Origin of the sequence: Arthrobacter sp. YAF16, assembly GCF_052113385.1 — a bacterium.
Taxonomy (GTDB): Bacteria; Actinomycetota; Actinomycetes; order Actinomycetales; family Micrococcaceae; genus Arthrobacter.
The window spans coordinates 1-12,844 of the sequence record NZ_JBFRDC010000009.1; the positions used below are offsets into that span (position 1 = coordinate 1).

Below are 12,844 nucleotides of genomic sequence, written 5' to 3' on the forward strand. Positions count from 1 at the left end.
GCTTCGTCCCAAGAGTCTTGAGCTGAGCAACATCTGCACCCCAAATAGCCATTCGAAAAAACTCCTTAGTTCACCGGACCCGAAACTCTCGGCATCCCCAGCGGCCCCCGGCTGATCCGGAAGATCCAATGCCTCGAACCTACCCTGCCTCGCAAAAAACTGTCGATGGGCAGGCCTCCCCATTGGGTTACTTGCCGAAGCTGCGCAGCCGCAGCGAGTTGGCCACCACCAGCACGGAGCTGGCCGCCATCGCCGCGCCGGCGATCATTGGGTTGAGCAGGCCCAGCGCAGCAACCGGAATGCCGATGGCGTTGTAGAAGAAGGCCCAGAACAGGTTCGTCTTGATCGTGGCCAGGGTCCGGCGGGACAGCTCGATGGCCTGCGCGACCTGCCCCAGATCGTTGCCCATCACGGTCAGGTCCGCGGCTTCGATGGCGACGTCGGTGCCGGAGCCCATTGCGATGCCCAGATCCGCCTGGGCCAGCGCTGCGGCGTCGTTCACGCCGTCGCCGGCCATGGCCACCGTGGCGCCGCCGGCCTGCAGCCTCCGCACGGCGTCGACCTTGCCCTCCGGCAGGACCCCCGCGAAGACGTCCTCCGGCGGGATGCCGACGGCGGCGGCCACCTGGCCGGCCACCGCGGCGTTGTCGCCGGTCAGCAGGATGGGCCGCAGCCCCAGCTCCCGAAGCCGGGCGATTGCCGCAGCGGAGCCGGGCTTCAGCGTGTCGCGCAGGCTCACGATGCCGGCCGGTTCGCCGTCCACGGCCACCCAAATGGCGGTGGCCCCGGACTGCTCGGCGGCGGACAAGGCTTCGCGCTGCGCTCCGGAGACCGCAACGCCGTTCCCCTGCAGCCAGCCGGACCGGCCCACCGTAACGAGGCGGCCTTCCACGCTGCCGCGGACACCGCCGCCCGGGGCCGAGTGGAAGCCGACGACGGCGGGCAGCCGCGCGTCGTCGCCGCGCCCACGCTCCGCGCTGAGCGCCGCTGCCGCGATGGCCCGGGCGACGGGGTGTTCGGACGCGGCCTCCGCTGCGCCGGCGAGCCGCAGGACCTCGTTTTCGCTGAACGGGGCGAACGCGCTGGTGCCGGCGACGGCAAGGTGCCCGGTGGTGACGGTGCCGGTCTTGTCCAGCAGGATGGTGTCCACGGTGCGGGTGTCCTCGAGCACCTGCGGGCCCTTGATCAGGATGCCCAGCTGGGCGCCGCGGCCTGTGCCAGTGAGCAGGCCGACCGGGGTGGCGAGCCCCAGGGCGCACGGGCACGCGATCACCAGCACCGCGACGGCCGCCGTGAAGGCGGCGCGAAGCTCGGCGTCGCTGACCTCCGGCCCGGCCAAGAGCAGCCACGCACCGAAGGTGAGCGCGGCGATGGCGAGGACCACGGGGACGAAGACGGCGCTGATGCGGTCTGCGAGCCGGGCGATCGGGGCCTTCCCCGACTGCGCCTGGGAGACCAGCCGGCCCATCTGGGCCAGGGTGGTGTCGGCGCCGACCCGCGTGGCGCGGACCAGGATCCGGCCGGAGGTGTTGATGGTGGCCCCCGTGACGGGGCTGTCCGGACCGACTTCAACCGGCACCGATTCCCCCGTCACCAGGGAGGCGTCAACGGCGGAGGCGCCCTCGATGACCACGCCGTCGGTTGGGATCTTCTCGCCCGGGCGGACCACGACGACGTCCCCGACCCGGAGCCGGTCCGCGGGCACCGGGAACTCGGTGCCGTCGCGGAGCACGGTGGCATCCTTGGCGCCCAGATCCAGCAGGGCCTTGAGCGCGTCACCGGCCTTGCGCTTGGCGTTCGCCTCCAGGTAGCGGCCGAGCAGCAGGAAGGTCGTGACGACCGAGGCGACCTCGAAGTACAGGCCGGCCGAACCCATGCCCTCCATGCCCGGGTGCTCGGTCAGGCGGGGATCGGCCAGGAGCTGCCAGGCCGAGAAGATATAGGCAGCCGATACGCCGATCGACACCAGCGTGTCCATGGTGGATGACAGGTGCCGGGCGTTCACTGCCGCGGCCCGGTGGAACGGCCACGCCGCCCAGCTGACCACCGGCAACGCCAGCGCGGCGGCAACCCAGCCCCAGTTCGGGAACTGGACGGCCGGGAGCATCGAGAGCACGAAAACCGGGACGGTGAGGGCGGCCGCGACAACCAGCCGGGGCTTCAGCGTCGCCGCAGGTCCTGCGGCAGCCTCCTCGGCCGGGGAGGCAGGCTCCCGCAGGGTCCGCACCGTGGCCTTGTAACCGGCGGCGTTCACTGTCGCAGCGATCTGCTCGTCTGAGATGTTGGCCGGGACGGTGACCCGGGCGGACTCCAGCGGGAGGTTAACCGAAGCCTGCACGCCGTCGAGCTTTCCCAGCTTGCGCTCGACCCGGCCGACGCAGGAGGCGCAGGTCATGCCCTCGATGTCGAGTTCAATCACCCGGCTTCCGGACTGGTCCAGCAGTTGCGCGTTGCTCACGGTATGTTCTCCTCGGTCGTGTTCGGTGAAGTCCTGCTCAGGTCCTGCTTCCGGGAGGCCGCCCGGCGCCGGGCTCAGGCCTCGTTCGCGACCACCAGGTAGCCCGCCTCGGCGACCGCTTCGCCGATTTCGGCGGGCGAGAGTGCCTTGTCGGAGGTGATGGTGACGGTGGAGATCCCGCCCGCGTTGAGGTCGACGTCGACGCTTTCGACGCCCGCCAGCGCTTCAAGTTCTTCGGAGACGGAGGACACGCAGTGCCCGCAGGTCATCCCGGATACCTCGACGGTGGTGGAAACGGTGCTCATGGCTTGCTCCTTGGTGGGGGACTGGTTTACCAGTCCGGTCGTGTTGTGGGAGGTGTGGTGAGTGGTGTTGCCGCTACCGCAGCAGGCGCCCGATGGCATCGGTGGCCTCCTTCACTTTGAAGTCGATGGCTTCGGCGCGAAGTTCCGGATCCGGTTCCGCGGCCGCCCCGACCACGCAGTGGCCGATGTGTTCTTCCACCAGACCGAGGCTGACGGCGTGCAGGGCCTTGGTGACGGCGGCGACCTGGGTCAGGATGTCGATGCAGTACTTGTCCTCATCGACCATCCGGGCAATGCCGCGGACCTGGCCCTCGATCCGCTTGAGCCGCTTGAGGTAGGCGTCCTTGTTGGCGGTGTAGCCGTGCTGCTGGGGCAGTGCGCCCTCCAGGGGTGCCACGCTGGAGGCTTCGGACTCGTTCATCCCATCAAGTTATACCCCCCAGGGGTATCTGGCAAGTACCCTCCGGGGGTACCGTGCCGGGAAAGGGAATTCTGTCCGGAAATTAAAGAGCTCCGGAGTGCGTTATTGGGGGATACGCACTCCGGAGCAGCTATGGGGTAGGGGTTTCCCGCCTACGAATACAACCTTACTTGGCAGTAGAGACCATGCGCCAGCACCTCGAATAACTACTTTCGCTTTATTTTCCCGGGCCGGTCAGGAGCCGCGGCGGGGCCTGCCCGCCCCGCTGGATCGCACCGGGACGATGAGGACCGGGCGGTCCTGATGATGGCTGAGCCAGGCGGCCACCGATCCGTTGAGTGCAGCAGTGAGCCGGTGCCCGAGTCCGGGTTCGGGAGTACCGACGATGATCATGGCCGCACCGGCGTCCGCCGCCAGCCGGCCGAGCGCCCGGGCGGGATCCCCGGCCAGGGTCCGCAGGTTCCATTCCACCCCCGGGACATCGCAGACGGCGGCGATCTCGGACCGCAGCCGCTCGGTGGCTGCCCGGATCTCCGCATTGTCGGCCTCCGGGTGGAGCGAGAGCCGGTGCGCGGACCGGGCCGGATCCCACTCCACGAGGTAGCTGGCCTCGTCCACGTAGGCACAGACCAGCGGGGCGGAAAGGCTTCTCGCCAGTGTCACCGCCGTTTCAAGCACCTCCGGGGGCTGGCCCGGGAGGACGCCGACAACCAGAGGTGCTGGGCTCATGCGCTCTGCGGGCATACCCAATTCTTGCCCCGGCTCTTCCGGCCCGGCTAGGGCCTTCCTCCCTTGATCGACTCCGGCGCCGGGCCTACGGTTGGAGGACACGGGAAGGGCGGCAGCGGTGGAAATCTTCATGTGGTGGCTGGACCTGGATCTTGCCAGCAAGGAATGGCTGCGCGGCAACCTGCGGGCCGAGGAGTTACCGCTCCCGGTGCTGCAGGGCATCGCCGAGGCCGGCGGCCCGCATCCGGACAAGGCCACCGGCGTCCTGAGCGCCGCGGACTGGGACTTCGTCGAAACCCAGTCTGAATTCGTCGATTGACCCCCGAAAAACCATTGCGGCGGCCGGGCCGCGGTGGTTGCATGTAGGGCATGGCTACCGCAGAAAGTTATGTCCTGGCGATCGGCACCAAGAAAGGGCTCTGGCTGGCCAGCAGCCCGGACCGGCAAAACTGGTCCCTCTCCGGACCGCATTTCCTGATGAGCGAGATCCCTAGCATCGGAATCGACACGCGCGAAGGCCGGACCCGCATCCTCGTCGGGGTCCGCTCGGAACACTGGGGACCCACCGTCTTCCACTCTGACGACCTTGGCGAAACCTGGAACGAGCCGGAAAACGGAGCCATCCGCTTTCCCGAGGACACCGACGCCGCGCTGGAGCGCGTCTGGCAGATCCACCCCGACGCGGAGTCGCGCCCCGGCGTCGTCTGGGCCGGGTGCGAGCCGATCTCGGTCTGGAAATCCACCGACGGCGGCGAACACTTCGAGCTCAACCGCGGCCTCTGGGACCACCCGCACCGCAGTGAATGGGGGGCCGGCTACGGCGGGGCGGCGGCACATTCGATCGTCGTCAACCCGGACGGGGAGAAGGTGCACGTCGCCATGAGCACCGGCGGTGTCTACCGCTCGCTCGACGGCGGGACGTCCTGGGAGCCGCGGAACAAGGGGATCTCGGCTTACTTCATGCCCGATCCCAACCCCGAATTCGGCCAGTGCGTCCACAAGATTGCCGCCGACGCCGCGGTGGACGGGCGCCTGTACGCGCAGAACCACCACGGCGTCTACCGCAGCGATGACGACGCCGAGAACTGGGAATCGATTGCCGAGGGCTTGCCGGCGGACTTCGGCTTTGTCATGCTGACGCACCCGCGCCGCGCGGGCACAGCCTGGGTCATCCCGCTGAAGGCCGACGGCGAACGGATCCCGCCCGGCGGAAAGCTTGCCGTGCACCGGACCGACGACGCCGGCGCGAGCTGGAAGCGGCTGGACGCCGGCCTGCCCGGGGCAGAGTTCAATTCCGTGCTCCGCGACGCGGCCTGCGTCGACGCCGCCGAACCCGCCGGAGTCTATTTTGGGACCCGCGGCGGCAGCGTCTACGCCAGCGCCGACGAAGGCGAACACTTCACCGAGGTCGCCTCGCACCTGCCCGACGTGCTGTGCGTGCGGGCCGCGGCTGTTGTCGGCGCCCCGGCGCCTGCGGCGCGCGTTGCCGCGGCTTCCGCTTGAGGCTAACTGTGCCTGAGATCAGTGTGCTGCTTCCCAGCGTCCTCCAACCGCTGGCCGGCGGGCAGTCCATCCTGACTGCGCCCGCGGACGGGGCCGTAACGGTCCAATGGGTGCTGGATACTGTGGCCGGGGACTTCCCCGCCCTGTCCCGGCGGCTGCGGGACGAAACCGGAGCCGTCCGCCGCTACGTGAATATATACGTCAACGGGAATGAAATCCGGCGGCTGCAGGGCCTCGGCACGGAAGTGGCGCCCGGCCAGGAGGTCCTGATCATCCAGTCCGTCGCCGGCGGCTAGCTCGTTAGGCCACGCGCCAGAGGGTGCACTCGTCGGCGTTGACCGCCTTGCGCGTGCCCGATTGCCGGTCCAGGATCCAGACGACGCCGATCCCCGGCGCCGTTTCCTGCACGCTGCCGCGGCGGATCACGACGTCGTCGTAGTTGGGGCCGACGCGCAGGCGGGCCTCGATCTCGTCGCCGCGGTGCAACTGATCGAGGGCGCGGATGCGGGTGGTCTGGGCTTTGGCTTCCTTCAACATGGCGGGCCTCCTGGACTGGAGCTGGTGCCTGCTCTTGCCGGCACTTCCAGTGTCCTGCGCCATTGTTGCCGCTGCGTTTCGGCCCGGTAAGCGGTGGGTTAGTTTTCCGGGCCGTCCTGATTTCCGCGCCAGGGCCGCCGGCCCAGGCGCACGCAGGCTCTGTCGTGGAAATCCGCACGAAGGCCGGCCGCTAGCCCCCGACTGGCCGCTAGCCCCCGGCTGGCCGCCCGGGGGTCGACGTCGGCGGCCGGCCCGGACAGAATGGGCCGTATGCGACTGCCGCTGATGCCCCCGATCGCGCCGATGCTGGCGAAAGCCGTAAGCGCCCTGCCGGAGGGTTCGATGAGTTTTGAGCCCAAGTGGGACGGATTCCGTTCCATCATCTTCCGCGACGGCGACGAGGTGGAGATCGGCAGCCGCAACGGCAAACCCCTGACCCGGTACTTCCCGGAGCTCGTGGAGTCACTCAAGGCAAACCTCCCGCCGCGCTGCGTTCTCGACGGCGAGATCGTCCTGGTCGGCGCCGCGGGGGACCGCCTGGACTTCGATGCCCTCCAGCAGCGGATCCACCCGGCCGCGAGCCGCGTCCGGCTGCTCGCCGCCCAGACCCCCGCAAGTTTCGTTGCTTTCGACCTGCTGGCCCTCGACGACGAGGATCTCACCGGCCGGCCCTTCGGGGAGCGCCGGGCGGCCCTCGAGCGGGTACTCGCGGACAGCTCCGCGCCGGTGCACTTGACCGCCGCCACCGCGGACCGGGACACCGCGGCGAGGTGGTTCCGGCAGTTCGAAGGCGCCGGCCTGGACGGGATCGTGGCCAAGGCGCTGGACTCCAGCTACCAGCCGGACAAGCGCACCATGTTCAAGGTCAAGCACGAACGCACCGCTGACTGTGTCCTCGCCGGTTACCGGGTGCACACCTCCGGCCCGGACCGGATCGGTTCGCTGCTGCTGGGGCTCTACGACGACGACGGCGTGCTCGCCAACGTGGGTGTGGTGGGTGCGTTCCCGATGCAGCGCCGCAAGGAGCTGTTCGAGGAACTCCAGCCACTCGTCACCGATTTTGCCGACCACCCGTGGGCGTGGGCCAGGCAGGAGGAGGGGGCCCGGACGCCGCGCAACGCCGAGGGAAGCCGGTGGAGCGGGGGCAAGGACCTGGGCTTCACGCCCCTGCGCCCGGAGCGGGTGGTGGAAGTGAAATATGACCACATGGAGGGCGCGCGTTTCCGGCACACCACCCAGTTCGTCCGCTGGCGGCCGGACCGGGAGCCGGGGTCCTGCACCTACGCCCAGCTGGAGGAGCCGGTCAGCTACGACCTGGCCGCCGTGCTCGGCGCCGGCCAGGGCTGAACTCCCGCCGTCGGGCGGTCCACACGACGCTCCCGCCCGGTTCTTCCGCCCGCAACACCGCCGACACGCGGAAAAGCCCGGCGTGTTCACCGAACACGCCGGGATTTTCCAATAAGAACTGGGCGGGAGCGTCGCGGATGCCCTTGCCCGTCGGGGGCCTTAGCGTAGGCCGAGCTCCTTGGTGGGAACCTTGAAGGTTTCCTTGGCGGTCAGCGCGGAGATGGCGGCGATGGCGCAGATGATCCCGGTGAAGATGGTGATCTGAACCCAGCCACCGGGCTTGATGCCGCCCATGGCCGCCACGATTGCCGGGGCGAAGCCTGCCATCAGGAAGCCGAGCTGGGTGCCGATCGCCAGGCCGGAGAAGCGGACCCTGGTGCTGAACATTTCGGCGTAGAAGGACGGCCAGACGGCGTTGGAGGCCGCGTAGCCGAAGGAGAAGAAGCCGATTGCGGCCAGGAACATCAGCGGGACGCTGCCGGATTCGAGGCTGAGCAGGAATACCGGGGTCAGCAGCGCGCTGGAGAGAGCGCCGTAGATGAAGACCGGCTTGCGTCCGATCCGGTCGGCCAGCTTGCCGAAGAGCGGCTGGGTACCGAGTGCCACGAGGTTGGCGCCCACGACCAGCCACAGCGTGACGGTGCCGTCCACGTTGGCGACATTCTTCGCGTAGCTGATGGCCAGGGTACCGAACACGGTGGAGACGGCGGCGATGAAGGCGCATGCGACAACGCGGAGCACGTCGCGCCAGTGGTGCTTCAGCAGGTCGGCGACCGGGAGCTTGGAAATCTGGGCGCTCTTCTGGGCCTCCTCGAAGGCCGGCGGCTCGTGCAGGGTGCGGCGGATGAAGAAAGCAACCACGACGACGACGGCGCTGAGCCAGAACGGGATGCGCCAGCCGATGCCGTACTTGACCTCGTCAGGCAGGGCAAGGACGGGGATAAAGACGAGGGCGGCAAGGATCTGGCCGCCCTGGGTGCCGGTCAGGGTCCAGGAGGTGAAGAACGAACGGCGGTTGTCCGGTGCGTGCTCCAGGGTCATGGAGGAGGCGCCGGCCTGCTCACCGGCGGCGGAGAGGCCCTGGCAGAGCCGGGCAATCACCAACAGCACGGGGGCCCACCAGCCGACGGTCTTGAAGTCCGGCAGGCAGCCGATCACAAAGGTGGAGGCGCCCATCAGCAGCAGCGTGAACATCAGGACCTTCCGGCGGCCCACCCGGTCACCGAAGTGGCCCAGGATGACGGCGCCGACGGGACGGGCCACATAGGCGAAGCCGAAGGTCGCGAAGGACATGATGGCGGCGTTGGCGTCCGCGTCCGGGAAGAAGACCTTCGGAAAAATCAGGGCGGCGGCGGACCCGAAAATGAAGAAGTCGTAGTACTCGACGGCGCTGCCCAGGAAGCTGGCGAGGGCCGCCTTCTTAGGCGTCCCGGCCGGTGCGGCAGTGCCCGGCGTCGTAGACGGGAGTGTCTGGCTCATGGTGTTCCTTTAATGTGACGACGTTGTCGCGGATGGATCGGGAGGGTCCTGCCGGCCGGTGGCTTCAAGTGTGCGGCAGCCGGTGGACCGAGGAAAGACCCGGACTAGTAGCCACATGGTGGGAGCTACTTGTGCGATGTAGCAAGCATGGCTGTGAGCGCGGTCACTTGTCAAGAAAAATAATCACGATCTAGCAATAGCTCTCACTATGTGAGAACATCGATGCATGAGTGTGAATCAAGACACAGAGCCGGACCTCGCTGCCGGGGCCCCCGATGAAGAGACCGCGAAGCCTGCGCGCCCGGCCAGGGAGGACTCGCGCACCGATATGGTGGGCAAGGCTCTGGGCCTGCTGGTCCTGCTCGGCGATGAACCCCGCGGAGCCAGTGCCGCGGAGCTCTCGCGCCGGGCGGAACTGCCCTTCAGCACCACGTACCGCCTGCTCGGTTCGCTGACCAGGGACGGCTTTGTGGACTACGAGCCGGACGGCCGCCGCTATCATCTGGGCCTGCGCGTCTTCCAGCTCGGCCAGCGGGTATCCAACCACCATGGCTTCGCCGGCACGGCGCTTCCCATCCTGCGGCGCGTCACCGAGGAGACCGGCGAGGCCACCATCCTTTCGGTGCGTGACGGAAACCACCACCTCACCGTCAACAAGGTCGACGGTCCGCAGACCTTCCGCGTCACCTCCGATCCGGGCCACCTCGGCGCGCTGCACACTACCTCGGTGGGCAAGGCGCTGGTTGCGTTTGCCGACGATGCCACCCGGGACCGTCTGGTGCAGGACCTCGAACTGGAGCCCCTGACGGAACTCTCCATCACGGACCGGGATGCGTTCCGGGCCGAAATCGAGCTGGTCCGGAAGCGGGGCTACGCCACCATGGACGAGGAAAACGAGCTGGGCATGCGCGCCGTCGCCGTCCCGGTCTTCAACTCCCAAGGCCATGCCTTCGCCTCGCTGGCCACCGCTGTGCCCGTCTTCCGGATGAGCATGGAGGCCCTTGTGGCCCTCGTGCCGCTGCTCCAATCCGCCGCGGCCGAGCTCTCTGCCCGGCTGCCCCAGCAGTGAAGAAATATATGTTCGTAATAAGAACATCAGTGCAATATGTGAACACTTGCGGTAATGTAATCCCTACCACCCGGCCTGCCGCCCACATTGCGGCCGCCGAGTGCCGTTGTCAAAGGAGCTAGACGGATGAGCAATCGAGCAGAGTCCTTCCTCGTGGGCCTCGTAGGCGATGGCGTGACGCCGTCCCTCACGCCCCCCATGCATGAACGCGAAGGCGATGTGCAGGGCCTCCGGTATCTTTACCGCCCCATTGACCTCACCGAACTGGGCCTCCCCGGCCAGGCCGTCGGGGAACTCCTGACCGGCGCCCAGCGGCTCGGCTTCAACGGATTGAACATCACCCACCCGTGCAAGCAGTTGGTGCTGGAACACCTCGACGAGATCTCGCCGGACGCCCGGCGCCTCGGTGCCGTCAACACCGTGACCATCCGCGACGGCCGCTTCATCGGCCACAACACCGATTTCTCCGGCTTTGCCTCCGCCCTCGCCTCCGGCCTGCCCGGGGCGAAGCTGGACCGCGTCGTGCAGCTCGGCGCCGGCGGCGCCGGGTCCGCTGTCGCCTACGCACTGTTGACTGCCGGGGTCCGGCGGCTGGACCTCGTGGACACCGACGCGGCCCGCTGCGCGGACCGGGCGGCCGAACTGGCCGGGTTCTTCCCGCACAGCCAGGTCACGGCCCGGACGACGGCGGAGCTTCCCGGGCTCATGCCGCTCGCCGACGGGCTGGTGCACTGCACCCCGGTGGGCATGGCCGCCCACCCCGGTGTCCCGCTGGACATGTCCCTGCTGGAACCCCGGCACTGGGTCGCGGACATCGTCTACCGGCCGATCGAGACCGAACTGGTCCGCGAAGCCCGCGCCAAGGGCTGCGAGGTGCTCGACGGCGGCCGGATGGCCGTGGGCCAGGCAGCCGACGCGTTCCGGATTTTCACCGGCCTCGAAGCGGACGCGGACCGGATGCGGGCCCACTTCCTGGAGCTCGTGGCTGCCGAGGAGGTGGCCGCCTGATGCGCACCGGAATCGCCACCGTCTGCCTCTCCGGCACCCTGAAGGAGAAGATGCACGCCTGCGCCGTCGCCGGGTTCGACGGGATCGAGATCTTCGAGCAGGACCTCGTGACGTCCTCGCTGAGCCCGGAGGAGATCCGATCGATGGCCGCGGACCTGGGCCTCGGCCTCGACCTGTACCAGCCGTTCCGCGACTTCGACAGCGTGCCGGAGGAGCTGCTCGCCGCCAACCTGCGCCGGGCGGAGGCCAAGTTCCGGCTGATGTCCCGGCTGGGCATGGACACCATCCTGGTCTGCTCCAACGTGGCCACCGCCAGCATCGACGACGACGAGCTCCGCGCCGGGCAGCTGTCCCGGCTCGCCTCGCTCGCCGGCGAGCACGGTGTGAAGGTCGCCTACGAGGCCCTGGCATGGGGCAAATACGTCAACGACTACGAGCACGCCCACCGCCTCGTGGAACTGGTGGACCACCCGAACCTGGGCACCTGCCTCGACTCGTTCCACATCCTGTCCCGGGACTGGGACACGGCCCCGATCGAGCGGTTCAACCCCGAGAAGATTTTCTTCGTCCAGGTGGCGGACGCCCCGAAGCTGTCCATGGACGTGCTGTCCTGGAGCCGGCACTACCGGGTCTTCCCGGGCGAGGGGCAGTTCGAGCTCGCCAAGTTCATGGGCCATGTGGTCCGTGCCGGCTACTCCGGCCCGGTCTCGCTGGAGGTGTTCAACGACGTCTTCCGGCAGTCCGACGTCGAGCGCACTGCGGTGGATGCCATGCGTTCGCTGATCTGGCTCGAGGAACAAAGCGCACAGTGGCTGGAGGCGCACCCCTCGGCGCCAGAGGCGGCCGAAACGGCCGCCGGGACCGCCGGCCGCCGTCGTCATCCGATGGAACTGGCCACGCTGCCGCAGGTGGCCGAACCGGCGGGCTTCAACTTCGCCGAGGTGCGGGCCGCCGACACCGCCGCCCTGGAGACCCTGCTGGGCCAGCTCGGCTTCGCGTTCAACGGCCGGCACCGGACCAAGAATGTGCAATTGTGGACCATGGGCCACGCGCGCGTGATCATCAACGAGGAAGCCCCCGCCGCGGCGGAGACCGCCATTGCCGCGGTCGGCTTCGACGTCGACTCACCCGTGATCGCCGCCGCCAGGGCGCAGCAGCTCAAGGCCCCCGCAGTGCCGCGCAAGAGCCAGGCGAACGAGGAAATCTTCCAGGGCTTCGCCGCCCCGGACTCCACCGAAATCTTCCTGTGCCAGGGCAGTCCGGACGGGACCGCCGCCTGGGTCAACGAGTTCGGCACGCCCGCCGGAACTGGAAACGGCACTGGAGACGGCGCTGCCGGCGCAGCCGCAGGCAGGGCTGCGGGGCCGCAGGCCGTGATCGACCACGTCAACCTCGCCCAGCCGTGGCAGCACTTCGACGAGGCCGTGCTCTTCTACACCAGCGCCCTGGCCCTCGAGCCGCAGCCGTACGCCGAAGTGGCCAGTCCCACCGGGCTGGTCCGCTCCCAGGTGATGACCACCCGGGACCGCGGAGTGCGGCTGGTGCTGAACCTGGCCCCGCTGCACCAGCAGGAGGGCGGCCAGGACGCAGCCGGCGGCGCACCCACCGGAATCCAGCGCCGGACCTACCAGGAACACATCGCGTTCGCGGTGGATGACCTTGTGGCCGCGGCCCGGGCCGCCCGCGGCCGCGGCCTGGACTTCCTGCGCATCCCGGCGAACTACTACGAGGACCTGGACGCGCGTTTCGACCTGGATCCGGGGTTCCTCGCCACCCTCCGCGAGCTGAACCTGCTCTACGACCGTGACGCCGACGGCGAATTCCTGCACTTCTACACCGCGACCGTCGGCAGCGTGTTCTTCGAAATGGTGGAACGCCGCGGCTCCTACGACGGCTACGGGGCCCCCAACGCCCCGGTCCGGCATGCCGTGCAGTACGACCATCTGCACCAGCTCAAACTCACCGCCTGACCGCTCCCGGCCAGGTTC

Annotated in this window: 13 protein-coding genes; 7 read left to right on the forward strand and 6 right to left on the reverse strand. The window is 68.7% G+C overall.

All coding sequences use genetic code 11. The features are described 5' to 3' along the window. Window positions 1-187 precede the first annotated feature (187 nt). The 4 genes from AB4Y91_RS14760 to AB4Y91_RS14775 all read right to left on the reverse strand — a co-directional run bounded on the left by AB4Y91_RS14760 (window position 188) and on the right by AB4Y91_RS14775 (window position 3,928). Window positions 188-2,458 carry a heavy metal translocating P-type ATPase gene (locus AB4Y91_RS14760; protein ID WP_441419186.1) on the reverse strand — a complete coding sequence of 757 codons (2,271 nt, stop codon included), beginning with the start codon at window positions 2,456-2,458 and terminating at the stop codon, window positions 188-190. Window positions 2,459-2,532: 74 nt separating this feature from the next. Continuing rightward, window positions 2,533-2,763 carry a heavy-metal-associated domain-containing protein gene (locus AB4Y91_RS14765; protein ID WP_175323461.1) on the reverse strand — a complete coding sequence of 77 codons (231 nt, stop codon included), beginning with the start codon at window positions 2,761-2,763 and terminating at the stop codon, window positions 2,533-2,535. 73 nt (window positions 2,764-2,836) lie between these two features. Next, a complete protein-coding gene (locus tag AB4Y91_RS14770; RefSeq protein ID WP_441419187.1) occupies window positions 2,837-3,184 on the reverse strand; it encodes a metal-sensitive transcriptional regulator in 348 nt (115 codons plus the stop codon). 234 nt (window positions 3,185-3,418) lie between these two features. After that, entirely contained in the window at window positions 3,419-3,928 is a 510-nt protein-coding gene (locus AB4Y91_RS14775; protein ID WP_441419188.1) for a universal stress protein, read from the reverse strand. A gap of 103 nt (window positions 3,929-4,031) precedes the next feature. On the opposite strand from AB4Y91_RS14775, the gene AB4Y91_RS14780 reads away from it, so the two are divergent. The 3 genes from AB4Y91_RS14780 to AB4Y91_RS14790 are packed head-to-tail and all read left to right on the forward strand — an operon-like array spanning window position 4,032 to window position 5,712. Further along, window positions 4,032-4,232 (forward strand): hypothetical protein, encoded by a 201-nt coding sequence (locus tag AB4Y91_RS14780; RefSeq protein WP_441419189.1) that lies wholly within the window; start codon window positions 4,032-4,034, stop codon window positions 4,230-4,232. Window positions 4,233-4,282: 50 nt separating this feature from the next. Further along, window positions 4,283-5,416: a WD40/YVTN/BNR-like repeat-containing protein gene (locus AB4Y91_RS14785; protein ID WP_441419190.1), complete on the forward strand. Its 1,134-nt coding sequence runs from the start codon at window positions 4,283-4,285 to the stop codon at window positions 5,414-5,416. An 8-nt stretch (window positions 5,417-5,424) separates the two neighbouring features. Next, window positions 5,425-5,712 (forward strand): MoaD/ThiS family protein, encoded by a 288-nt coding sequence (locus AB4Y91_RS14790; RefSeq protein ID WP_441419191.1) that lies wholly within the window; start codon window positions 5,425-5,427, stop codon window positions 5,710-5,712. Window positions 5,713-5,716: 4 nt separating this feature from the next. Here AB4Y91_RS14790 and AB4Y91_RS14795 read toward each other — a convergent pair whose 3' ends face one another. After that, on the reverse strand, window positions 5,717-5,953 hold the full coding sequence (locus AB4Y91_RS14795) for a hypothetical protein (protein ID WP_441419192.1): 237 nt from the start codon (window positions 5,951-5,953) through the stop codon (window positions 5,717-5,719). A gap of 270 nt (window positions 5,954-6,223) precedes the next feature. On the opposite strand from AB4Y91_RS14795, the gene AB4Y91_RS14800 reads away from it, so the two are divergent. Next, window positions 6,224-7,300, forward strand: a complete 1,077-nt coding sequence (locus AB4Y91_RS14800) for an ATP-dependent DNA ligase (protein WP_441419193.1) — start codon at window positions 6,224-6,226, stop codon at window positions 7,298-7,300. 159 nt (window positions 7,301-7,459) lie between these two features. Here the strand turns inward: AB4Y91_RS14800 and AB4Y91_RS14805 are convergent, their stop codons facing one another. Beyond that, entirely contained in the window at window positions 7,460-8,779 is a 1,320-nt protein-coding gene (locus AB4Y91_RS14805; protein WP_441419194.1) for an MFS transporter, read from the reverse strand. Window positions 8,780-9,005: 226 nt separating this feature from the next. Here AB4Y91_RS14805 and AB4Y91_RS14810 point away from each other — a divergent pair, with 226 nt between their 5' ends. The 3 genes from AB4Y91_RS14810 to AB4Y91_RS14820 all read left to right on the forward strand — a co-directional run bounded on the left by AB4Y91_RS14810 (window position 9,006) and on the right by AB4Y91_RS14820 (window position 12,826). Further along, complete coding sequence (locus tag AB4Y91_RS14810; RefSeq protein WP_441419195.1) at window positions 9,006-9,848, forward strand: IclR family transcriptional regulator; 843 nt, start codon at window positions 9,006-9,008, stop codon at window positions 9,846-9,848. 126 nt (window positions 9,849-9,974) lie between these two features. Beyond that, window positions 9,975-10,856: a shikimate dehydrogenase gene (locus AB4Y91_RS14815; RefSeq protein ID WP_441419196.1), complete on the forward strand. Its 882-nt coding sequence runs from the start codon at window positions 9,975-9,977 to the stop codon at window positions 10,854-10,856. Beyond that, the gene (locus tag AB4Y91_RS14820; RefSeq protein WP_441419197.1) at window positions 10,856-12,826 is read left to right on the forward strand and encodes a TIM barrel protein; all 1,971 of its coding nucleotides are present in this window, start codon (window positions 10,856-10,858) and stop codon (window positions 12,824-12,826) included. Before AB4Y91_RS14815 ends, AB4Y91_RS14820 begins: the two co-directional genes overlap by 1 nt. The last annotated feature ends 18 nt before the right edge of the window (window positions 12,827-12,844 follow it).